General features: G+C 66.2%; 22 protein-coding genes. 8 read left to right on the forward strand and 14 right to left on the reverse strand.

The features are described 5' to 3' along the window. Positions 1–2: 2 nt before the first annotated feature. On the reverse strand, positions 3–920 hold the full coding sequence (locus KXR83_RS03775) for a glycosyltransferase family 2 protein (protein WP_437423658.1): 918 nt from the start codon (positions 918–920) through the stop codon (positions 3–5). A gap of 65 nt (positions 921–985) precedes the next feature. Further along, complete coding sequence (gene rfbD / locus KXR83_RS03780; RefSeq protein WP_437423659.1) at positions 986–1,864, reverse strand: dTDP-4-dehydrorhamnose reductase; 879 nt, start codon at positions 1,862–1,864, stop codon at positions 986–988. A gap of 619 nt (positions 1,865–2,483) precedes the next feature. Here rfbD and KXR83_RS03785 point away from each other — a divergent pair. After that, positions 2,484–3,878 carry an LCP family protein gene (locus tag KXR83_RS03785; RefSeq protein ID WP_437423660.1) on the forward strand — a complete coding sequence of 465 codons (1,395 nt, stop codon included), beginning with the start codon at positions 2,484–2,486 and terminating at the stop codon, positions 3,876–3,878. Continuing rightward, on the forward strand, positions 3,875–4,582 hold the full coding sequence (locus tag KXR83_RS03790; protein WP_437423661.1) for a TIGR03089 family protein: 708 nt from the start codon (positions 3,875–3,877) through the stop codon (positions 4,580–4,582). The genes KXR83_RS03785 and KXR83_RS03790 overlap by 4 nt, the downstream gene beginning before the upstream one ends. A 58-nt stretch (positions 4,583–4,640) precedes the next feature. Here the strand turns inward: KXR83_RS03790 and KXR83_RS03795 are convergent, their stop codons facing one another. The 6 genes from KXR83_RS03795 to KXR83_RS03820 all read right to left on the reverse strand — a co-directional run bounded on the left by KXR83_RS03795 (position 4,641) and on the right by KXR83_RS03820 (position 12,294). Next, positions 4,641–5,681: an Rv2578c family radical SAM protein gene (locus tag KXR83_RS03795; RefSeq protein WP_062800171.1), complete on the reverse strand. Its 1,041-nt coding sequence runs from the start codon at positions 5,679–5,681 to the stop codon at positions 4,641–4,643. Between the two features lie 62 nt (positions 5,682–5,743). Continuing rightward, complete coding sequence (locus KXR83_RS03800) at positions 5,744–8,197, reverse strand: FtsX-like permease family protein (protein ID WP_437423662.1); 2,454 nt, start codon at positions 8,195–8,197, stop codon at positions 5,744–5,746. Further along, a complete protein-coding gene (locus KXR83_RS03805; RefSeq protein ID WP_317712979.1) occupies positions 8,194–8,952 on the reverse strand; it encodes an ABC transporter ATP-binding protein in 759 nt (252 codons plus the stop codon). The genes KXR83_RS03800 and KXR83_RS03805 overlap by 4 nt, the downstream gene beginning before the upstream one ends. Before the next feature lie 167 nt (positions 8,953–9,119). Next, entirely contained in the window at positions 9,120–9,854 is a 735-nt protein-coding gene (locus KXR83_RS03810) for a response regulator transcription factor (protein ID WP_437423663.1), read from the reverse strand. After that, positions 9,851–11,068, reverse strand: a complete 1,218-nt coding sequence (locus KXR83_RS03815) for a sensor histidine kinase (RefSeq protein WP_437423664.1) — start codon at positions 11,066–11,068, stop codon at positions 9,851–9,853. Before KXR83_RS03815 ends, KXR83_RS03810 begins: the two co-directional genes overlap by 4 nt. Positions 11,069–11,133: 65 nt before the next feature. Further along, the gene (locus tag KXR83_RS03820) at positions 11,134–12,294 is read right to left on the reverse strand and encodes an acyl-CoA dehydrogenase (RefSeq protein WP_437423665.1); all 1,161 of its coding nucleotides are present in this window, start codon (positions 12,292–12,294) and stop codon (positions 11,134–11,136) included. A 164-nt stretch (positions 12,295–12,458) separates the two neighbouring features. Here KXR83_RS03820 and KXR83_RS03825 point away from each other — a divergent pair, with 164 nt between their 5' ends. Next, on the forward strand, positions 12,459–13,292 hold the full coding sequence (locus KXR83_RS03825) for a dienelactone hydrolase family protein (RefSeq protein WP_437423666.1): 834 nt from the start codon (positions 12,459–12,461) through the stop codon (positions 13,290–13,292). On the opposite strand, the gene purE is transcribed toward KXR83_RS03825, so the two are convergent. Next, entirely contained in the window at positions 13,289–13,825 is a 537-nt protein-coding gene (purE, locus tag KXR83_RS03830) for a 5-(carboxyamino)imidazole ribonucleotide mutase (RefSeq protein WP_308280546.1), read from the reverse strand. The two genes, KXR83_RS03825 and purE, sit on opposite strands and share 4 nt — an antisense overlap. Beyond that, positions 13,818–15,026 (reverse strand): 5-(carboxyamino)imidazole ribonucleotide synthase, encoded by a 1,209-nt coding sequence (locus KXR83_RS03835; RefSeq protein ID WP_437424430.1) that lies wholly within the window; start codon positions 15,024–15,026, stop codon positions 13,818–13,820. The genes purE and KXR83_RS03835 overlap by 8 nt, the downstream gene beginning before the upstream one ends. Positions 15,027–15,283: 257 nt before the next feature. On the opposite strand from KXR83_RS03835, the gene KXR83_RS03840 reads away from it, so the two are divergent. Then, positions 15,284–15,868: a GtrA family protein gene (locus tag KXR83_RS03840; protein ID WP_437424431.1), complete on the forward strand. Its 585-nt coding sequence runs from the start codon at positions 15,284–15,286 to the stop codon at positions 15,866–15,868. Between the two features lie 16 nt (positions 15,869–15,884). Here KXR83_RS03840 and KXR83_RS03845 read toward each other — a convergent pair whose 3' ends face one another. From KXR83_RS03845 to KXR83_RS03855, 3 genes are all read right to left on the reverse strand, one after another. Then, positions 15,885–17,177, reverse strand: a complete 1,293-nt coding sequence (locus tag KXR83_RS03845) for a sensor histidine kinase (RefSeq protein WP_437423667.1) — start codon at positions 17,175–17,177, stop codon at positions 15,885–15,887. Between the two features lie 24 nt (positions 17,178–17,201). Continuing rightward, positions 17,202–17,879, reverse strand: coding sequence for a response regulator transcription factor (locus KXR83_RS03850; RefSeq protein WP_030174102.1), 678 nt, complete (start codon positions 17,877–17,879; stop codon positions 17,202–17,204). A 101-nt stretch (positions 17,880–17,980) separates the two neighbouring features. Further along, the gene (locus KXR83_RS03855) at positions 17,981–18,499 is read right to left on the reverse strand and encodes a PH domain-containing protein (protein ID WP_437423668.1); all 519 of its coding nucleotides are present in this window, start codon (positions 18,497–18,499) and stop codon (positions 17,981–17,983) included. A gap of 213 nt (positions 18,500–18,712) precedes the next feature. Here KXR83_RS03855 and KXR83_RS03860 point away from each other — a divergent pair, with 213 nt between their 5' ends. Continuing rightward, a complete protein-coding gene (locus tag KXR83_RS03860; RefSeq protein WP_437423669.1) occupies positions 18,713–19,315 on the forward strand; it encodes a hypothetical protein in 603 nt (200 codons plus the stop codon). Between the two features lie 90 nt (positions 19,316–19,405). Here KXR83_RS03860 and KXR83_RS03865 read toward each other — a convergent pair whose 3' ends face one another. Then, a complete protein-coding gene (locus KXR83_RS03865) occupies positions 19,406–20,239 on the reverse strand; it encodes a biotin--[acetyl-CoA-carboxylase] ligase (protein ID WP_437423670.1) in 834 nt (277 codons plus the stop codon). Between the two features lie 146 nt (positions 20,240–20,385). On the opposite strand from KXR83_RS03865, the gene KXR83_RS03870 reads away from it, so the two are divergent. Genes KXR83_RS03870 through KXR83_RS03880 form a run of 3 tightly spaced genes read left to right on the forward strand, consistent with a single transcriptional unit; the run spans position 20,386 to position 22,931 of the window. Beyond that, positions 20,386–22,014, forward strand: coding sequence for an acyl-CoA carboxylase subunit beta (locus KXR83_RS03870; protein ID WP_023961579.1), 1,629 nt, complete (start codon positions 20,386–20,388; stop codon positions 22,012–22,014). After that, on the forward strand, positions 22,011–22,274 hold the full coding sequence (locus KXR83_RS03875; protein WP_437423671.1) for an acyl-CoA carboxylase subunit epsilon: 264 nt from the start codon (positions 22,011–22,013) through the stop codon (positions 22,272–22,274). The genes KXR83_RS03870 and KXR83_RS03875 overlap by 4 nt, the downstream gene beginning before the upstream one ends. Before the next feature lie 24 nt (positions 22,275–22,298). Then, positions 22,299–22,931, forward strand: coding sequence for a Maf family protein (locus KXR83_RS03880; protein ID WP_437423672.1), 633 nt, complete (start codon positions 22,299–22,301; stop codon positions 22,929–22,931). The last annotated feature ends 43 nt before the right edge of the window (positions 22,932–22,974 follow it).

Here is a 22,974-nt window from a genome sequence, read left to right on the forward strand (position 1 = left end):
GGTCACGGAGTACCTTTCGCCGATCCGGATGGGGACTTCTCACGTCGTTGAGCTCGTTTGGCCGCTGCCACGACAACCGCCGAGCGCGCACCGAGACCGGCACGCAGTGCGAGCCGCAGAGGCGCTTGCCACCAATGCGGGTGACGGTCGGCCTGGAATCGGTAGGCACTGCGATGGTGCGCGGGGAGCATCAGCTCGGGATTGCGGCCCGCGGCGTGCCCCTTGGCATGCAGGACCTCCGCGTCTGGCACGTAGACATTGAGCCAGCCGGCGCGGCCGAGGCGGTCGCCGAGGTCCACGTCCTCCATGTACATGAAGTAGCGCGAGTCGAAGCCGTCGATGGCATCGAAGGCGCGACGACGGAGCAGCAGACATGACCCGGAAAGCCACCCGACCGGCCGTTCGGAGATGTCCTCGTCTGCCTGCCGGTAGGCGGCAGTCCAGGGGTTGGACTTCCAGACCGTTCCGAGGATGGCGTGCCCTGTCCCCGACACGATGTCGGGCACCCGGCGGGCCGACGGGTAGATGCTGCCGTCGGGCTCGTGGATCAGCGGGCCCAGGGCCCCGGCCTGCGGCCATCGCTCTGCTGCCTCGAGGAGTTGATCGATGGAACCGGGACCCCACTCGACATCGGGGTTGGCAACCACGACGAACTCGATGGAGGGGTCGACCTCGGCCACCGCACGGTTGACCGCGCCCCCATATCCGATGTTTCCCCCTGTGTGCAGCAGCGACACGTGGTCGTACTTCTCTGCGGCCGCTTCAGGGGCGCCGTCGTCGGAACCGTTGTCGGCGAGGATCACCGTCGGAAGGGTGGTCGATGCGTGTTCGAGCGTCTGGATGAAACGGGACAGATACTCGCCTGACGAGTACGTCACCGTCACCACTGCGAATCGCTCCGGAACCGGCTCAGTCGTCACCGGCTCAGCGTAACCGGAGACCACTGGGCCGCCGGGCACCCCGTGGGACAGTCCGTCGTCCGAGCTCACCGGACGTGCAGCGCCGCAGACAACGCCGAGCGCCACTCTCGCAGCGGGGTGAGACCGGCCTCCTGCCACGCCCGTCCCGACAACACCGAGTACGCGGGGCGGGGCGCGGGGCGAGGAAAATCGGCCGAGGTGGTGGGCAGGACCCGGGCCGGATCGGCGCCGATCTCCGCGAACACGGCCTGGGCCAGATCGAACCAGCTACAGCTGCCGGCGTTCGACGCGTGCAGGGTCGCTCCCCGGGCCCCCGGGTCGCCGTGGACCACCTGTTCGGAGAGTTCGAGCAGCCCGTCGGCCAGATCGGCCGAATAGGTCGGGGAGCCGACCTGATCGGTGACCACCGAGACGGTGTCACGTTGCGATTCCAGTCGGCGCATCGTGCTGACAAAGTCCGAGGAGTCGGGCATTCCCGTGTACACCCAAGCGGTGCGCACAATCGTGGCGTCGGCATCCGCCGACCGCACCGCCTTCTCCCCCGCGAGTTTGCTGATGCCGTAGACCGAGGCCGGGCCGGTGGGGTCGTCCGGTTCCAACGGACCCGACGCAACCCCCGTGAAGACGTAGTCGGTCGAGATGTGGACGAGGTGGGCACCCGTACGGGCGGTGAGCCGGGCAATGTGGCCGGGCCCGTTGCCGTTGACCGCCATCGCGGTCTCCCGGTCGTCTTCGGCGGCATCGACAGCGGTGTAGGCCGCGCAGTTGATCACCACGTCTTCCGGCCCGATGTCACCGAGTACCGACTGCACCGACTCCTCGTCGGTGATGTCCAGATCCGCCGACGTCAACCCGCGCACCGCACCTGCGGCGCGCGTAGTCAACTGCTTGCCCAATTGCCCCCCGGCGCCGGTCACGATGACAGAGCGCACACCTGTACCCATGGGGTCCATCATGTCCGGTTGCGTGGGTGCTCTGCCATTCGCACGGCGAGATTCACACTCGCTCCGCGTCGCGACGGTCCGGTACACGCCGCTTCCCGCATCCCAGAGCGCAGACGGATTCGCACGTAACATAGCCAATACTTCAACAGGTGCACTCTCCCGGTGATGCGGCGTGCTCCATCCGATGCCATCCGTCCACTACCCGTTAGGAGCGCTCACCGCCGTGGACCGTCCATCTTCGGATCGACCGTCAGGCGGGCGACGCCTCAACTCCACCGGCGGCCGTCATCAGCGGCCCCTTCCCGGTGAGAGTCCCACCGGCGGACGGCGACGTCCCCGCGCCGGGGAATCGGACGTTCCCCGTAGACCCCGAGCCGATGAGACCTCACGGCGACGGGTGCCACGTGATCCCCTGCCCCCCGACGCACCCCGCCCCAGGCGTGGAGACGGCACCGCCCCGCCAACTGCCCGGGCCGCACGGTCAGATCGCCGGGATCAACCGGGCCGGGCGCCGAGGTCCCGCGCCGACGCGGGCGGGCGGCCGCCGCGTGAACCAGCGCCGACCTCGCCCACACCGGCACACTCGGGACGACCGCTGACGCGCATCATCGCGGCGGGCGTGTCGGTGCTGGTGCTGATCGCCACCGGATATGCGTGGAACCAGATGACCGACCTGGAGAACAGCATCACCAAGCTGGGTGGTCTGAGCCTGGGCAGCGGCAAGGACGGAGCCGTCGACATCCTCATGGTCGGCACCGACTCGCGTACCGACGCCCAGGGCAACCCGCTGTCGGAAAAAGAACTGGCCCAATTGCATTCGGCTGACGAGGTGGCGACCAACACCGACACCATCTTGTTGATCCGCATCCCGAACGACGGGTCCTCCGCGACGGCCATGTCGATCCCCCGCGACTCCTACGTCGAGGTGCCCGGCATCGGGAAGACCAAGATCAACTCGGCGTACGGCTCATCCAAAGAAGCCCGGCGCGAGGCCCTGGTCAACGACGGTATGGATCTCGAGCAGGCCGACAAGAAGTCCGTCCAGGCGGGTCGCGATGCACTCATCACCACGGTCGCCGACCTGACGGGTGTGGAGGTCGACCACTATGCCGAGGTGGGGCTACTCGGCTTCGTCCTGCTCACCGACGCGGTGGGCGGTGTGGACGTGTGCCTCAAGGCGCCGGTCTCCGAACCGTTTTCCGGTGCGGACTTCCCCGCCGGCCGCCAGACACTCGACGGACCAGAGGCACTGAGTTTTGTCCGGCAACGCCACGATCTGCCCCGCGGCGACCTCGACCGCATCGTGCGGCAGCAGGTCTTCATGGCATCGCTGGCCCAGAAGGTGTTGTCGGCAGGCACGTTGTCCAACCCCGGCAAACTCGGCGATCTCGAGAACGCGGTGTCGCGTTCGGTGGTGATCGACCAGGACTGGGACATCATCAAGTTCGTGGAGCAGCTCAAGGATCTGTCCGGCGGACGAGTGCAGTTCGCGACGATCCCGGTTGTCACCGAGCAGGGCTGGAGCGATGACGGCACCCAGAGCGTGGTCGAGGTGGACCCGGCGGCCGTCAAGGCATTCACCGACGGGTTGCTCGGAGAGAAGAACGGTACAGGCGAGAAGAAGTTCGTGCCCAGCCAGTACACGGTGGACGTGATCAACTCGGGCACAGTCGACGGTCTGGCCACCAACGTGTCGAAGATCGTGGCATCCAAGGGGTTCCGGACCGGCGAGACCGGCAACGCCACCAACCCGTCCCCCGACAGCACCGTGCTTGCCGCTGCGACCGACGACGCCGGGGCGAAAGCCGTTGCGGGCCAACTCGGCGGACTACCCGTGAAAGAGGACAAGACATTGGCACCGAACACGGTTCGGGTGATTCTCACCGACACCTACAGCGGTCCGGGCTCGATCGTCGACGACGGTCAGCAGGACAGCCAGAGCACCGAGGCGACAACGCCCCCACCGGCTCCGGCGATCACCGCCGGCGGCACCGGACCGGAGTGCGTGAATTGACCACTCTCACCGATGCCGCGCTGAACCCGGCGTTGTCCAGCGACGGCTCGCAGCCTCTGATCACCTACTACGACGACGCGACCGGCGAGCGCACCGAACTCTCTGCCATCACCGCGGCGAACTGGGCAGCCAAGACGGCCAACCTCGTGCGCGACGAGTTCGGGCTGATGCCGGGCGACGTGGTGGCGGTCGACCTGCCCGCGCACTGGCAGAGTGCCGCGGTTCTGCTCGGCGCCTGGTGGGCCGGTCTGCATGTACGGGTGGGCTACTCCGACGATGCAGCACTTGCGTTCTGCTCGATGGCGTCGCTCGAGCGGGTGGAAGGTGCGCCGGAGATCGCCGTCGTCTCACTCGATCCGTTCGGGATGCCATTGCGTGACCTGCCGATCGGACTCACCGACTACTCGGCCTCGGTGCGCGTGCACGGGGACCAGTTCCGGCCGGGCGGACCCGGCGATCTCGCTCTCGACGACCGCACGGTCGACGACGTGATCGCCGAAGCAACCACCTTCGCCGCCGAGGCGGGCATCGTCGCCGGATCGCGCATCATGTCGAGCCGACACTGGGACAACGCCGACAACCTCGTGGTCAACCTGCTCGCCACCCTGGTGGCCGGCGGTTCCCTTGTGCAGGTTGCCAATCCGGATCTGGAAAAGATGGCCGCCCGGGCAAGCAGTGAGAAGGTCACCGCGACGTTGTCGTGAGCCGACACAGCCTCCGAGGTCCGCTCCGACGCCGCGGGATCGTCCGGACCGAACCCGTTCAGAAGAGAGTCGGCTGCGGGGTCTCGACTGCAGCTGCCTCGCGTACCGCCTCGCGCAGTCCGGACTGCCGGTCGCCGCTGAGACCGTGGTGCTCGAGCATCGGATCAACCCTGTCGCGCAACCACGTTCGGTATTCCGGGGCCACGTAGGCGCCGTGACCGTAGAGCCGGCGATACTTGCCGACCAGGGCAGGATGGTGCTCGGCGAGCCACGACATGTACCAGCCACGGGTGGATCCGCGTAGGTGTAGTGGAAACGCCGTGACCGACGTTGCACCCACCTGTGCCAGATGTGCGAACAGGTTGTCGAGGTCGGCTCGCGAATCGCTGAGCATGGGCAGGATGGGTGAGGCCATCACATGGCAGTCCAGGCCGGACTCACGGACAGCCTCGATCAGATCGAGGCGTGCACGGGCCGACGGCGTGCCGGGTTCGACTTGCTTGCACAAGGTTTCGTCGAGCAGAGCCAGGGAGACGCCCACCGACACCGGCACCGATTTGGCTGCTGCCGCAAGGAGTTTGAGGTCGCGACGCAGCAGCGTGCCCTTGGTGAGAATCGACATCGGCGTACCCGAATCGGCGAGTGCGCGAATGATGCCGGGCATCAGCCGGTACCTGCCCTCAGCCCGATGGTAGGGGTCGGTGTTGGTTCCCAGAGCCACGGGCTCACGCTTCCAACTCTTGCGCATCAACTCTTTTCGCAGCACTGCCGCGACGTTCACCTTGACCACGATCTGGGTGTCGAAGTCACGGCCGGCATCGAGATCGAGGTATTCGTGGGTGGTACGCGCGAAACAGTAGACACATTGATGGAGGCAGCCCCTGGTGGGGTTGATGGTCCAGCGGAACGGCACCTGCGAACTCTCCGGAACCTTGTTCAGCGCGCTCTTGCACAACACCTCGTGGAACGTGACCCCGTCGAAGTCGGGGGTGCGCACCGACCGGACCAGCCCGGCGCGACTCAGGCCGGGCAGCGCCGGAGACGGATCGCTCGCCTCTTTCTCGTCTCCGGCGTCCAGCAACTGCCCTTCCCACCGCATGTCCAGATTCGAACACGCGTTCTATTTCTTGTCAAGCGGGCCCGCCCTGCCCGGGCCGTGTCCTACAGCGCGGCTGCGGGATCGGCGCGCAATGCGCGCCTGGCAGGCAGGGCTGCGCTGAGCAGCCCAGCCAGGCCCCCGACCACCACGATCACCACCATCTCGATCCACGGAAGATCGGGTATGGACACTCGGTCAGCGCCCACGATCGCGGCCGCGCCCGCCACCCCGTAGGTGGTGCCGAGAGCCACTCCCGCGACCGAAGCCACCGCAGCGATGATCGTGGCCTCGCCCAGGAGCATCGCGCGCACCCCCCGGCTGCTCAGGCCGATCACCCGCAACAGCGCATTCTCACGTCGGCGGTCGATCACCGACAGCGCCATGGTGTTTCCCACACCGATGAGAGCCACCACCACGGCGACCCCGAGCAGCGCCAACACGATTCGCAACAGCAGGGTGAGGATGTCGTCGAGCTGCTGCTGGGTTTCCACGCCGCCGGAGAAGGCCGCGTCGGGCGACGAGGCGGCGACGAGATCACGCAGGGTGGTGACCGTGTCCGCGCTGCCCGTCCCGAAGGACGACAGACGCACGGCCATCCCGGTCGGCACCGGCGCCCCGCCCACCGATGCGCGATCCGCAAACGAACCGGCTTCGCCTTCGACCACTGTCATCGTCTTCGTGATCCCTCCGGCCAGAACTGTCACCCGCTCACCGTCCTGCACGCCCGCGAGCGATTGATCTTCTGGTGCCAGCGCGATCTCGTCGGCAGTGGGGGCACTGCCCGATCTCATCACCGCCGGCAACGACGAACTGTCCACGGCGGCGATGTTCAACGCAACCCCGTTCACATCGATCTTCGTACGTGTCAACGGAACTGCTGCAGCTACGCCCTCCGTGGTCCGGATCGACTCGACCAGTGGAGCCGGAAGCGGCGAACCGGACGACACGATCAGATCGACCGGGTGCATGTCGGAGATCAACGTGCTCACGCTCGACCGCACCACCTGCGCGCCCACCACCATCATCGTCGTCAAGGTGATGCCGATGATGAGGGCCGACGCCGTTGCGGCAGTGCGCCGTGGAGCCCGCCCGGCGTTTGCGCCCGTCAGTTCGGCGACCGGTCCCGCGGCCGTGCGCCGGAACACCAGTGCGGCAGCCGATCCCGCTGCCCGGACAACCGGCGGCACGAGAACCACACCGGACAGCATGATAGCGAGGAACGTCGCACCGCCGCCCAATGCTGCTGCGGGAACCGATTTCTGTCCGATCCCCCAGACCATCACAATGGCGCCGAAGAAGACCAGAACCGTGGCGGCAGTGATCCGGATGATGTTACGACCGCGCGGCTCCGACGAGGCGACAGTGGTGAAGGCCGCCAACGGCGAGACCCTTGTCGCCAGTCGCGCCGGGACGGTGGCCGCGAGCAGCGTCATCACCACACCGAGGACAACGGGCACGAGCACGGCGGTGAACGGGATCGCCAAGTGGGTCAACGGCAACTCGGCACCGGTCGTCTGGGTCACCCAGGTGGCCAGCGCGACACCTCCGATCCCGAGGATCACACCTGTCACCGAGGCCACGACACCGAGGACCAGTGCCTCCATCCGAACGCCGGACCGCACCTGGGATGCGTCTGCCCCGATGCACCGCAGCAGCGCGAGTTCCCGGGTTCGTGAGGTGATCAGTACGGCAAAGGTGTTGGCGATCACCAGACACGACACCATGGCGGTGATCGCGGCGAACACGAGCAGCACCGAGGCCAGGATCACCGATCCTCCGGTGAACTGTTGGACCACCCGGTCGGCGGCAGCCTCACCCGACATGGCCTCGGCCCCTGGGACGGTCGAGGCCACGTCGGTCACCGCGGCCATGACCGACGCCGGGTCGGCTTCCCCCGCGAACGCGAGCCTGATCACCACATCATCTCGATCATCGCTCCGTCCGGAGTCCACCGCGGACACGGCGGCGCCGGGGGCGAACAACTGCGGTACGCCTGACGTGGCGTCACCACGCTCGACCAGACCCACCACGGTGATCTCCACAGCGGTCCGGTCGGTGGCGGTGTCGACGTCCGGGCGCACGAAAAGTCGTTGTCCGACTGCGAAGTTCGATCCTGCGTAGGCCAGCGCCTGACGGTCGCCCTGTGGGAACACGCCGACCGTCAGTTTCTGCCATCGCAACTGCTCGTCGCCCGCCAGTGCGGTCAGCTCCACCTGCGAGTACGTCTTCGCGCCACTGGTCACGCTGACCAAACGGTTACGGTCGACCGCAACCGCTTGTACGCCGGGCACACTCGCGAGTTGCTCTCCCGTCTGATCCGCGAACTCGGACGGTACCGATACCGCCGCGTCGGTTGTCGAGAACTGTGCTGCCACCGACGCACGCACCGATTCGGTGGACGTCGCGGTCAGTGTGAGTGTCGCGGCGACAAATGCCACACCGATGGCCACAGCCAGGACCGACGCCACATAGCGTCCCTTGTGTGCCCGCAATTGGGCCAGTGCCACTCCCCTCATCGTGGGTCACCCACAGAGACCTGATCGGAGCCGTGACCACGCATCGCTGCCAACACGGAATCTGCTGTGGGTGCGAGGATTCGGTCCACCATCCGTCCGTCGGCCATCACCAGCACCTGATCGCAATAGCTCGCAGCCACAGGGTCGTGGGTCACCATCACGATGGTCTGGCCGATGCGGCGGCTACTGCTCTGCAGCAGCGACAGCACCTGCGCGCCCGACCTGCTGTCGAGGTTGCCGGTCGGCTCGTCGGCGAGGATGAGTCGTGGCCTGCCGAGCAACGCCCGGGCGATCGCGACGCGTTGCTGCTGCCCGCCGGACAATTCGCCCGGCTTGTGGTCCAGACGATCCCCGATTCCCAGCACCGCCACCAGTTCGTCGAACCACAGCTCGTCGGGAGATCTCCGATCCAGGGTGAGCGGGAGCAGGATGTTGGCCCGCGCCGTCAGCACCGGCAACAGGTTGAACGATTGGAAGACAAAGCCCAGCTCTCGGCGCCGCAACCGGGTCCGCTGAGAATCGTTGCATCGCGACAGATCGGTGTCCCCGATCAACACCGTTCCGGCCGTTGCGGTATCCAGGCCCGCGAGACAGTGCATCAGTGTCGACTTGCCGGACCCCGACGGCCCCATGATGGCCGTGAACTTGCCGACAGGGATGTCCACGCTCACATCACGCAGCGCGTGAACCGCCGCATCACCGTGCCCGTACGTCTTCTGTAAAGCAATGGTCCGTGCTGCGTATGGATCTGACATTGGCCCCACCTCTCGTGTCACACGCCGACTTGCGTTGTGGCACAAACCTATTTCGGACCACGTGGTCGACACATCGACGTGCGGGCGGACATCTGCAGATCGTCGGGTCAGCCCGCGGGATGACCATCGGTACCCGGCGTCGTCCTCCAGGACGAGAACGAGGAAACCTACCGGTGGAGGGTGAGGATGTCGTCGATCCCGATCATCCCGGTACGGAAGGCGAACAACACCACCTGCACACGGTCGCGTGACCCTGTCTTGGTGAGTACCCGGCCGACATGCGTCTTGACCGTGGCGAGGGACAGATGAAAGTCCGCGGCGATCTCGCCATTGGTCATCCCGACAGCGATGGCCCGCAACACCTCTGTCTCCCGGGGGGTCAGCGGATCGACGAGGTCGGGCACCACGGTGGCGTGCCCGGCAGGTGCGGGCGGCGTCGGCATCGCAGCGGTTCCCGCCACGTGGGTCAGCAGGCGTCGGGTGGACCGCGGCGCGATCACGGCGTCACCGGCATGGACCGTTCGGATCGCGGCCAGGAGCTCTTCCGGTTGCGCGTCTTTGAGCAAGAATCCGCTGGCACCAGCGGAGATCGCGGCCAGCAGGTACTCGTCGGTGTCGAACGTGGTCAGCACCAAAACTTTCGGGACACGCTGGTGCCCTGGCCCACCCGGTTCTTGCTCGGCGAGCAGTTGCCTGGTGGCCGCGATGCCGTCGACGCCTGGCATCTGGACATCCATGAGCACCACGTCGGCGGGGGTTCGGCGCAGAGCCTCCACGGCCGCGGCACCATCGGATGCCTCGAGCACCACCGTCATGTCGGCCTGCGAATCGATGACCATCCCGAAACCCGCACGTACCAGCGCCTGGTCATCGACGAGCGCTACCCGGATCACCTCGGTCATCGAACCTCCCCGGTGGGCAGCGACGCGCGAATACGGTATCCCGGTCCGTCGTCACGGGGGCCGGCCTGCAGCGTCCCACCATGTAGTTCGGCGCGTTCGCGCATACCCAGCAACCCCTTGCCGCCGGCCGGACGCAGCTCGCCATCACCGATGGTAGGGGCAACGCCTCGACCGTCATCGGTGACGACGATCGTCAATTCGTCACTCTGCCAATGCAACCCGACGTCCGCGGAGGCTCCGAGCCCCGCGTGTTTGAGGATGTTGGTGAGCGATTCCTGCACGATTCGATATGCGATCAGTCCACATCCCACCGAAACGTCGCGAGCGGAACCAGAAGAGTCCAGTCGAACCGGTAAACCCCCGGCCCGCACGGACTCCACGAGTTCGGGGATGTCGGCGATGCCTGGCACCGCCCGAATCTCGCGTGGCCCGTCATCTCGCAGCACCCCCAGCAGCGACCGCATGTCCGCGAGGGCCTGGCGCCCGTTGTCGGCGATGGTGGCCAGCGCCTTGACGGCCTGCGCCGGATCCTGCTGCGCCGCATACCGACCGCCATCCGCCTGCGCGATCACCACCGTCAGTGTGTGGGCGATGATGTCGTGCATCTCGCGCGCAATCCGGGTGCGCTCGCCGATGGCGGCGATCTCGGCTTCCTGTGCCCGTTCGAGTTCCAGCAGTCGGGCCCGCTCGCGTAGTCCCTGCACTTCCCGAAGTCGCGTGCGCCGCAACATCCCGGTGGCCCAGATACCGACGGCGATGACACCCAGACTTACCGCCCCAGGCGCGGTGAACTCATACGCGGCCGTGTCGTCGGCTGCGGAGTACAGGCGTCCCGACGACAGCACACAACCGACGAGGCCAAGGACCAATGCGGCTTGGGTGCCTCGTGTCGAACCGTAGGCGGCCATCGAATAAATGCTGATCACCGCGGTCACCATCACCGCTGGACTGAGTCTTTCGTCGACCGCCAGATGTGCGAAGGCCGCGGCAGCGATGACCAGACCGGAGACGTCGGGGCGGGTCCGGCGGAACGCGACGGCGACACAGACGATGGTGCCGACCGCGATACGCCACACGAGCGGGGTCCCCATGTGTTCCCAGAGCTCGGGAACGACGCTGAGCAACGCCAGTGCCGCGGCCAGCAGCGAGTCGAGGAGCAGCCGACGCGGTTCGGCGAAGCGGTTCCAGCGCTGCAAGATCCGCTGGAAGTCCATGTTCGTCAATCTAGCGCCCGGGCGGGTGCCCGGGCATCAGACCGCGGGAGGATATTCGAGGTGGGTCAGCGCAGTAGTGCGCGTGACATCACCACACGCTGGATCTGGTTGGTGCCCTCATAAATCTGCGTGATCTTGGCATCACGCATCATCCGCTCGACCGGGAAATCGCGGGTATACCCGTAGCCACCGAACAACTGCACCGCATCAGTGGTCACCTCCATCGCCACATCAGAAGCAAAACACTTCGACGCCGCCGAAATGAAGCCGAGGTTCTTCTCCCCACGCTCAGCACGCGCCGCCGAGGTGTACACCATCAAACGAGCAGCCTCGATCTTCATCGCCATATCCGCCAGCATGAACTCCACACCCTGAAACGAACTGATCGACTTACCGAACTGCTTACGCTCCTTCACATACGCAATCGTCTGATCCAAAGCACCCTGCGCAATACCCAACGCCTGCGCACCGATCGTCGGACGCGTGTGATCCAACGTTTCGAGCGCGGTTTTGAAACCGGTGCCCGGCGCCCCGATGATCCGATCCCCAGGAATGGTGCAGTTCTCGAAATACAACTCCGCCGTCGGTGAACCCTTGATACCCAGCTTCTTCTCCAACGGACCGACGGTGAACCCCGGATCATCCTTGTGGACCATGAACGAGGAAATACCGTTGGCACCCTTCTCCGGATCGGTCACCGCCATCACCGTGTACCAGGTGGACTTCCCGCCGTTGGTGATCCAACACTTGGAACCGTTGAGCACCCAGTTGTCGCCCTCTTCCCGGGCCCGGGTCTTCATCGCCGCCGCATCCGAACCGGCCTCACGCTCGGACAACGCATACGAGGCCATCGCCTCGCCCGACGCGATCGACGGCAACACCTGCCGCTTGAGCTCTTCTGAGCCCTTCAAGATCAAGCCCATCGTGCCCAACTTGTTGACCGCCGGGATCAACGACGCCGACGCGTCGACCCGCGCGACCTCTTCGATCACGATGCACGCAGCCACCGAGTCACCACCCTGACCGTCGTACTCCTCGGGCACATGAATCGCGTTGAACCCTGACGCCGTCAACGCAGCCAACGCCTCCTCGGGAAAGCGAGAGTTCTCATCCACATCGGCAGCGTGGGGCTCGATCTCCTTCTCGGAAAGAGCCCGGATCGCCGCACGTAGCTCGTCGTGCTCTTCGCCAAGCTTGAACAGACCAAAATCGGGGTTGCCGGCCATCAGAACACTCCTCGTATACGCCAGAAAAACTCGGTTCTTCCCGTCGATCCTAATACTTGCGCGCCCAGAGTTACTCACGGGTAACTGAAAAGACAGGGCCGTGCCCGACCGCGGCAGACGCTAGCCTGACGATGAGTCGCACCCGCCGTGCCAGTGAGGAAGCCATGACCCCGAAGCAGTCGCCCGAAGCAGAACTCGCCGACTTCGACCGCGCCGAGTTCACCCATTCCGGCAAGACGCGCACGATCTACCGGCGAGGCGAGGGGCCGGCCGTGGTTGTCATCGCGGAGATGCCGGGAATCACGCCGAAGGTGCTGAACTTCGCTCGCAAGGTATCCGACATCGGGTGCACTGTTGTGGTCCCCAGCCTGTTCGGAGTCGACGGCCTCGACCCCATGCCGGACAACCTGGGGTACCTCAAATCCGTCGGGGTCCTGACGTCGGTTCTGGTCCCGACCTGCATCAGCCGCGAGTTCACCGTCCTCGCCACGGGGAAGTCCTCACCCGTGGTGACATGGCTACGGGCACTGGCCGCCGACGAGCACGAGCGGTGCGGTGGCCCGGGAGTCGGCGCCATCGGGATGTGTTTCACCGGCGGATTCGCCCTCGCGATGGCGGCGGACGACCGACTCCTGGCCCCCGTGCTCGCGCAACCTTCCATGCCGTTTCGGCCGGTCGGCGCAGCGAACATCGACATCTCGCCCGACGACCTCGCGGTTGTCAAAGGGCGGTGCGCCGCAGGTCTGGAAGTGATGGGGGTCCGGTTCAGGAAAGACAAGCTCTCCCCCGCTGCCCGGTTCGACTACCTGCGCAGAGAATTGGGCGACGCCTTCGTGGCCATCGAGATAGACGATGCCGACGCGGGCCCGTCTCCGATGCCGCCGCACTCGCCACTCACCGAGCACCTCATCGACGAACCAGGCCAGCCCACCAGAGCCGCTCTCGACGAGGTCCTCGACCTCTTCCGGCGCAAACTGCTGGTCGAAGCCGACAGCTAGCCTCCGAGAAGTTTTTGCTTCAAGGCCTGATCTTTCGCCAGAACCATGTCCGACAGGTCGGCCTGGAAGCGTTCCATCTGCGCGCGCAGTCCCGGGTCGGCCGCCGCGAGGATGCGCACCGCCAGCAGACCAGCGTTGCGTGCCCCACCCACCGACACAGTCGCCACCGGCACCCCGGCGGGCATCTGCACGATCGACAGAAGCGAATCCATGCCGTCGAGGTACTTGAGCGGCACCGGAACACCGATCACCGGCAGTGGCGTGGCCGAGGCCACCATGCCCGGTAGGTGAGCCGCACCGCCTGCACCCGCGATGATGACCGAAAGGCCGCGCCCGGCAGCCTCTTTCGCGTAGTCGAGCATGCGCTGAGGAGTTCGGTGCGCGGAGACGACACCCACTTCGAATCGGACCCCGAACTCGGCGAGGGCCTCCGCAGCGGCCTCCATCGTCGGCCAGTCCGAGTCGCTGCCCATGATCAGGCCGACCCGCGGACCCTGTGGCCGGTTGCCCGAACCTTCGCCGTTCTCACTCACCGTGCACATCCCATCCGTCGGTCCACTCCGCGTGCGACATCCAGTGTGCCGCCCGCTCCGCGATCTCCCGCACGTGCGCCACGTGCTCGGGGTCGTCCACGTTGCCGGCCGCCGATCCCAGCACGTTCACGTGTCCGATCTTGCGGTCGGGGCGTTCTCCCTTGCCGTACAGATGCACCTTTGCCTGCGGGATACGCGCAAACAGATGGTGCAGTCGCTCGTCCATCGACATCGCCGGAGCCTGCTCCGCGCCGAGGATGTTGGCCATCACGGTGACCGGGGCCCGCGTTCCGGTGTCGCCCAGCGGGTAGTCGAGGACAGCACGCAGGTGCTGTTCGAACTGGCCGGTGACGCTGCCGTCCATCGACCAGTGGCCACTGTTGTGCGGTCGCATCGCCAGCTCGTTCACCAGGAGCGAGCCATCGGTGGTCTCGAACAGCTCGACCGCCATCACCCCGACCACACCCAGCTCGCCGGCCAGCGACAACGCGAGACGCTGCGCCGAGGTGGCGGTCTCTTCCGACAAGTTCGGTGCCGGCGCGATCACCACCGCGCACTGCCCTTTGCGTTGCACCGTCTCCACCACCGGCCACACCGCGCCCTGGCCGAACGGCGAGCGTCCCACCATGGCCGAGAGCTCCCGACGCAGCGCGATCCTCTGCTCGACCATCAGGGACGAACCCGCTGGTGCCGCCGCAAGCGCCTCGAGTGCCTCCTCGCGACTATCGACCAGCCACACCCCGCGCCCGTCATAGCCGCCGCGGATGGTTTTGAGGACCACCTGCCAGTGATGTTGCTCACCGAACGCGATGAGCGTCTCCATAGGGTTGTCCTGCGGCAGTTCGGCGTACGCGGGAATGGGCGCCCCGAACTCGGCGAGGCGCCGCCGCATGGCGAGCTTGTCCTGGGCGAAGATCAGCGCGCTCGGCGGAGGAAGCACACTGACACCTTCGCCGACCAGCACCTCGAGGTGCTCGATCGGCACGTGCTCGTGGTCGAAGGTCAGCGCGTGGCTGCCACGCGCCGCAGCGCGGAGGTCGTCGAGGCTGTTGTGGCTGCCGAACACCACATCGGGGCTGACCTGGGCGGCCGGCTCGTCGGAGGACGCCGCCAGGACACGCAGACGCTGCCCCAGTGCGATGGCGGCCTGATGGGTCATGCGCGCCAGCTGACCACCGCCGATCATGGTGACCACGGGCATCCCCGGGGCAGCTGCGTCACGACTGGCCTCCGGCGACGCCGGTGCAGGTGGGACTGCTGAATCGGGGGCCGTGGGAACAGCGGGCACGGGTGCCGTCGAGGCAGGGGTCGGATCACTCGTCACGGCTATCCATCGTGTCACGGGAGGCGCCGATCGGACGACACGGGAGGCGCCTGGACGTGCCGGGATTGGTTTCTGGACGAACTTGTTTCGTAGACTCCATCCTTGTGTCACTCACCGATGGGCTCTTGGCCCGTATGCCTGCGCCGCTGAGGGCTCAGGTAATGCGTCACCATGAGCTCATCAAGTTCGCCATCATCGGCGGTTCGATGATGATCCTGGACATGGCGATCTTCTACTCGCTGAGCCTGACGATCCTCGAGACCAAACCCGTCATCGCCAAGGTCATCTCCGGTGTGCTCGCGACGATCGTCAGCTACATCCTCAACCGCGAGTGGGCGTTCAAGAACCGCGGCGGCCGAGAAACCCACCACGAGGCGTTCCTCTTCTTCGCGATCAGCGGGGTCGGAGTGGTTCTCCAGGCCGCGCCGTTGTTCGTGGCCAACAACCTGTTCGACATCCGCAGTTCGGTCGACGTCACCAAGCTGGTGATCATCGACTTCATCCTCGGTTACATCATCGGCAATCTGCTCCAGATGGCGTTCCGGTTCTGGGCTCTGCGGCGTTTCGCCTTCCCCGAATCCGATCTCGCGGCTGCGGTCGACGCGTCGGTACTGCGTCCGGACGACGGCCGCGAGGGTGTCGCAGGGCCGAAAGACGGACGGACACAGGAAGCACGGACGCAGGACGAACTCGCCGACGAGGAGCTCGGTCACACCTGACCGGCGCCGCGGATCATCAACGGGGCTCGCTGGTGCCGGTCCTGCTCGATCGGTCCGGATCGTCCGCGTCGTGTCGCGGAACGACGATCGCAAAGGTCGCCGGGCGCCGCTGCAGCAGATCCAGCCGGCCGCCGTCGGCTTCGATGAGTGCGCGCGCAAGCGGCAGACCCACCCCACTCGACCCACCCTCGGAGTAGCCGCGCTGGAACACGTGGGGCGCACTCTTGTCGCTGATCCCCTGACCCTCGTCGGACACCGACACCCGAATCATGCGGCTACCGGGCAACTCTCGCGTGTCCACCCAGCAATCCCCGGCCCCGTGGTGCAGCGCGTTGTCGACGAGCACGCTCAACGCCTCCCGCAGCCGGGTGGGGGTGACCCGGGCCGCGCACTGCCCGACCCCTCCGGCCCGTAGATGACGGCCCTGCACCTCAAACGCCGATTCGTAGTCGGCGACCACCTGAGAGACCTGCTCGGGCACGGAGACGGGGTCGAGCATCGCGACCTGTTCACCCCTGGCGGCGGTGATCAACTCATCGAGTTCGCTGGTCAGCCGTTCCACCTGCGCCAAACCTGCCTCGGCCTCGGTCACCACGTCGGGATCGGGATGGATCGAGAGCTCATCGAGCCGCAACCGGATCGCGGTCAGCCTGCTGCGCAGCTGATGGGAGACCTCTCCGACGATCCGTCCCTCGCGTTCGAGCCGGATGGTGATCTCCCGGTTGGCGGCATCGAGCGCAGAGGACACCCGGTCGAGTTCTTCGATGTCGTAGTGCCGGCCTTCGGTGCCGAAGTCGCCTTTGGCCATCCGGGCGGCGCGTGCGGCGACGTCCTCGAGCGGGTCGGCGAGGCGGCCGGCCGTCACCGCGGCCACCACCAGACCCAGGATCACCGAGGTCACCACCACCAGCGAGACCACACCCACAGCTCCCCACTGCCGACTGCGGACCTGAGCGTGCGGCACAGAGAGGGTGAGAGACCCGGCCTCGCCGAGGGTGAGCGATTCGGTGACCGCTTCCTCGTCGATCGGGGCTCCGACCTCGAGCCGCCCGCGTTCCATCCCCTGGGGCCCGCTGATCGGGAAGTAGATCTCCAGCCGGCCGTTCTCGGGTACGAGCAACCGGAACTTGTCCCGGTCGACGGTGCCGCTGATCGACCCGTCGGGTCCTTCTTGGCTGAGCAGTTCGGTGGACACTCGTTTGAGGCGGTCATCGAGGTCTTGATGTGCGGTGTCGTCGACCCACCACCAGGCGGTGAACATCAACGGCACGCCTAAGAGCAGGCCGATGCCCATCACCATGGCCATCATCGACCGAAGGATCCGGCGGCGCATCTAGTCGGGGTCGAACCGGAAGCCGACACCGCGAACGGTGACGATGCGCTTCTTCCGTCCGGGCTGATCGTCACCGATCTTGCGGCGCAGCCAGGAGATGTGCATGTCGAGCGTCTTGGACGACAGGAGATCCGGGGTACCCCAGACCTCGGTCAAAATCTCTTCGCGGCTGACCACTTCCCCGCCCCGCTCCATCAGGTACCGCAGCAGGTCGAACTCGCGGTTGGCGAGCGTGGTGTCCTGACCGCCGACCAGCACACGCCGCCCGCGCGCGTCGAGGTGGATGTCGCCGGCTTCGATGACCACATCCACACTCTGCTTGCGGCGCAGCAGCGCGCGTACCCGGGCCAGCAGTTCGGCGAGGCGGAACGGCTTGCCCACGTAGTCGTCGGCCCCGGCGTCGAGGCCGACGACGAAGTCGACCTCGTCGGTCCGGGCGGTCAGCATGAGCACGGCCAGATTGGGACGAACCGCCCGGATACGGCGGCAGACCTCGAGGCCGTCCATCTCGGGCAGTCCCAGATCGAGGACCAGCAGTTCGAACCGACCGCTCCTGGCCTGCTCCAGCGCAGCGGTGCCGGTGGTGACGACCTCGCAGCCGTACCCTTCACGGCTCAGGGCGCGGGCCAGCGGAGCGGCGATCGCGTCATCGTCTTCGGCGAGCAGAACTTCGGTCACCAGACCAATTTAGGCGCATGCGGCACGGATACCCGGATTCGATCGGATTCCCGCGCGGCCACAGGCCAATTCGTGACCAGTTCGCGGCCGCCGGGTGAGGGTCAGCGCCGGAAGCTGTTGCCGTCCGGGGCATCGAACACCTCGTGATAGAGCAGTGAGTGCACGCGTTCCACGTTCGGGATGTCGTTGAACTCGAGGGGGTCTTCGGACGCCGACTCGATGATCAGGGTGCCCGTTCGGAGCATCCGGTCGATCAGTCCGTGCCGGAACTCCACCGAGTTGATGCGCTGGACCGGGATGTCGATACCCGAACGGGTGATGATGCCGTTGCGGTAGGTCACCCGCCGATCGGTGAGCACGAAGTGGGTGGTGCGCCAGCTGATCAGTGGCCGCACGAAGAACCAGAGGACGATGAGAAGCCACAGCGCGGCGATGACGATACCCACGATCAGCTTGGCCGAGGAGTCGAGGTCGGCACTGGACAGATAGCCCCCCGCCACACCTGCGACCGCGGTCCCGACAACAAAGATGAGCGCGGGGGCCAGCAGGCACTTCCAGTGCGGATGGTGATGCACGACCACCCGTTCGCCCTGCGCAAGGATGTTCTCCGGATACCCCATCGACAAATCCTCCCGTTGATGACCGCGGCGTACGGCGACTCGCCCGGTCGGTGCCGTAATCAAACCAGAATCGGGCCTGTCCGAACCACATGCGGCGCCGTGACCTCCACCGGTAGGGGATGCAGCCGACTCCCGGGGCGCTACGGTGGACATCTGATCGTTCTCAGGCCGCAGCAGCGCTGGTCGGTAAACTCGCGCGCAGGGAGGTGCACGATGTACCCGAATGACCCGTACGACCCGAACAAGCCGCGAACAGCCCGGTTCGACCGTGGCTACGAACCCGAGTCACAGGCTTACAGCCAGGGGTACGACCAGGGGGCTCCGCCTCCGGACCCGTACTACGCCGCTGCGCCACCACCGGCCACGCCGCCGCGACGGCGCCCCGCCACCAACCGGCCGCAGGTCAACCCCACGATGTTCATCGGCGGAGTCCTGGCCACCGCCATCGTTACCGGACTGGCCGCCTGGCTCGTCGCGTGGATCATTCGGCTGGTCATCGAGCGCATAAATGAGACCGGAAAGCTCGGCGTGTGGAACCCGATGGCAAACGACGAGTACTGGTTCGCCATCGTCGCGTTCCTGTGCGCGCTGTTCGCAGGAGCGCTCTGGTACGTCCTGCAGCTCACCACGCCATCGCCGAACCAGTTCTTCTCCTGGATCGTCGGACTTCTGATCCTGGCAGCCATCCTGATCCCGCTGCTGCTGTCGCGCGATTGGACGACCGGGATCTCGACCGCGATCATGCACGCGGTGATCGGTATCCCGATCCTCCTGCTGGTCCCGGCGATGGGCACCAAGAGTTACGAACGTCGCTGACGGAACGGCCGGCGGTAGGGCGACAGGCCGGGCGTCGGCTCAGTTGGTCCCGTTCGACTCGGTTGGTTCCGTTCGACTCAGTGGGTCAGCTCAGTCGGTGACCCTCAGGTGAGTGACGTCGCCGGCCGCGACCGGCACGTTCTGACCGCCAGCCACCTCGACGACCACTCGGCCGATGCTGTCAATCGCCGTCGCCAGTCCCTCGATCTCTTCACCCGCGGGCATCTGCACCCGCACGCGATGTCCGAGGGTCGCGCAGGCAGCCCGGTAATCGTCGGCCACCGCGCCGAGATCGCCCGGCCATTGGTCCAGTCGTCGAGACAGTGCTCGCAGAACCGCGCCGGCGAGCTGGGTCCGGTCGACGGAGGCCCCCGCCAACTCCAGTGAGATGGCGGTCGGGACCGGCAGTTCGGCCTCGGTGAGGCTCACGTTGATCCCGAGTCCGATCACCACCACGGGCCCGCTCGGTCCGTGGGTCAGTTCAGCAAGGATCCCGGCGACCTTGCGTCCGCCGTAACCGTCGTCGGTGGCGGTGTCGTCGCCGAAGAGCAACACGTCATTGGGCCATTTGAGCCTGGGACTGAGGTCGGTGGTCTCGGCGATACCCTCGACCACCGCAAGACCCGTCAGGAGCGGCAGCCATCCGAGTGCCTGAGGTTGATCCGACGTGTTCGCCGGCGCGGCGACCGACAACGCCACCTGCGCTCGGGGCGGACTCTCCCACTGCCGGGAATGTCTGCCACGCCCAGCGGTCTGGTGCTCGGCGATGAGCACAGACCCGGCACAATCGGTCGACCCGGCAAGACTCACCAGATCCGCGTTCGTTGACCCGGTCTCCTCGACCACGCGAACCGACCGCCATCGGGTGCCGGTCACCGCTTGTCGAAGGGCCTCGTGGTCAAGGGGCGCTCGCTCATCGGTCATGAGGTCTGAGCGTAGAGCGCGAGCGACGCGATCCGCCACGAAACAGAGGGAAGTACATGTGTCGCTCGGTACCGAACCAAACGTGAGAGAAGCCTCAGGTTAGCCCGCTCACACCAGCGAAAACGGGTGTGGATAGCATCATGGCCATGACGAGTGCCCCCCAGGACGTGCCATCGACGCCGGATATCCACACGACTGCAGGAAAGCTCATCGACCTGCACAATCGTCTCGCCGAAGCGAAGCATCCAGTCGGAGAGGCGGCGGTCGAGAAGACCCATGCCAAGGGAAAGCTGACCGCGCGCGAGCGCATCACCCACCTGCTCGACGAAGGTTCGTTTGTCGAGCTCGACGCTCTCGCCCGTCACCGCAGCACCAACTTCGGACTCGCCGAGCGCCGTCCGCTCGGCGACGGTGTGGTGACCGGTTACGGAACCATCGACGGACGTGAGGTCTGCGTCTTCAGCCAGGACGTCACGGTCTTCGGCGGCAGCCTCGGCGAGGTCTACGGCGAGAAGATCGTCAAGGTGATGGACCTGGCGATCAAGACCGGCCGTCCCCTCGTCGGCATCAACGAGGGTGCCGGTGCCCGCATCCAGGAAGGTGTGGTCTCCCTGGGTCTCTACGGCGAGATCTTCCACCGCAACGTCCGGGCCTCGGGTGTCATCCCGCAGATCTCCCTCATCATGGGTGCCGCGGCCGGTGGCCACGTGTACTCGCCCGCCCTCACCGACTTCGTGGTGATGGTCGACGGCACCAGCCAGATGTTCGTCACCGGACCCGACGTCATCAAGACGGTCACCGGTGAAGACGTCACGATGGAAGACCTCGGTGGCGCACACACCCACATGGCAAAGTCCGGTGTCGCGCATTACGTCGCCAGCGACGAAGAGGATGCGCTCGACTACGTGAAGGAATTGCTCAGCTACCTGCCGAGCAACAACCGGGCCGAGGCTCCGCGCTTCCCCGTGGCACAGCCGGCCGCGGGATCGATCGAGGACACCCTCACCGACGAGGATCTCGAACTCGACACCCTCATCCCCGACTCCCCGAACCAGCCGTACGACATGCACGAGGTCATCCGCCGCATCCTCGACGATGACGAGTTCCTCGAGGTGCAGGCCGGCCGCGCGGCGAACATCATCGTCGGCTTCGGCCGCGTCGACGGCCGCAGCGTCGGCATCGTCGCGAACCAGCCGACCCAGTTCGCCGGCTGCCTCGACATCGACGCCTCAGAGAAGGCCGCGCGCTTCGTCCGCACCTGCGACGCCTTCAACGTCCCGATCATCACCCTGGTGGACGTCCCGGGATTCCTGCCGGGCACCGACCAGGAGTACAACGGCATCATCCGTCGCGGTGCGAAATTGCTCTACGCATACGGCGAGGCAACCGTCGGCAAGATCACCGTCATCACCCGTAAGGCCTACGGCGGCGCATACGACGTCATGGGTTCCAAGCACATGGGTGCCGATGTGAACCTGGCGTGGCCGACGGCCCAGATCGCCGTCATGGGTGCTTCGGGCGCAGTCGGATTCGTCTACCGCGGCAAGCTCAAAGAAGCTGCGGCCAACGGAGAAGACGTGGATGCGCTGCGCTTGCAGCTGCAGCAGGAGTACGAGGACACCCTGGTGAACCCGTACGTGGCAGCTGAACGCGGCTACGTCGACGCGGTCATCCCGCCGTCGCACACCCGCGGTCAGATCGCCACGGCGCTCAAGCTCCTCGAGCGCAAACTCGTCAACATGCCACCGAAGAAGCACGGGAACATTCCGCTGTGAGTGCAGACAACACGCCAGAGACGAACGCTGCGGACGGCACCAGTGATGCCGCTGCGGCTCGGCCTTTCCTGCGAATCGTCAAGGGGAATCCATCGGATGCCGAGATCGCCGCGGTTGTCGGTGTTTTCGCCTCGGCAGGAGGTTCGGGTGTGGAAGAGGACCCGGGGCCACGCAACCTGTGGGGCACCCCGTCCGACCGGCTGCGTGCCGCCGGCGGTCTCGCTCCCAACGCTTTTCCGAACCTGGCCTTCGGTTACTGAGCGGATGCACACGGGCGGGCGCCGATGACCCGGGTGGTCCTGGCATCGGCGTCGCCCGCACGCCTGCGGATCCTGCGGGCCGCCGGTGTCGATCCACTGGTCGAGGTCTCGGATGTCGATGAAGATGCGCTGATCGCCCAACTCGGCGACACCGCATCTCCCTCCGACGTCGTAACGACCCTCGCGAAAGCCAAGGCGGACGATGTCGCCGCCCGTCCGAGCATCTCCTCGATCGACGACGCGGTTGTCATCGGGTGCGATTCGATGCTGCACCATCGCGGCATCCTCTCCGGCAAACCTCACACTCCCGATGTGGCTCGCGCTCAATGGCTTTCGATGCGCGGCTCGGTTGCCGACCTGTTGACAGGCCACTGTGTGCTCCGGATACGCGCAGGCTCGGTGGTCGCGGAGGCTGTCGCGTTCGCGGGCACCACGATTCGTTTCGGTTCGCCCACCGATGAGCAGGTGGACGCATACGTCGCCACCGGCGAACCGCTGGCAGTTGCCGGCGCATTCACGCTCGACGGGCTCGGGGGCTGGTTCATCGACGGTGTCGACGGCGACCCGTCGTCGGTGATCGGAATCAGTCTGCCGTTGGTTCGAACCCTGCTCGACCAACTCGGGGTCAGCGTGACCGACTTGTGGTCGCCACGTTGACGATTCCGACCATGCGGCGCCCATAGGGCTCAGGCCCCCGCGA

The organism is Williamsia muralis (genome assembly GCF_051487485.1).
Lineage (GTDB): Bacteria > Actinomycetota > Actinomycetes > Mycobacteriales > Mycobacteriaceae > Williamsia > Williamsia muralis_B.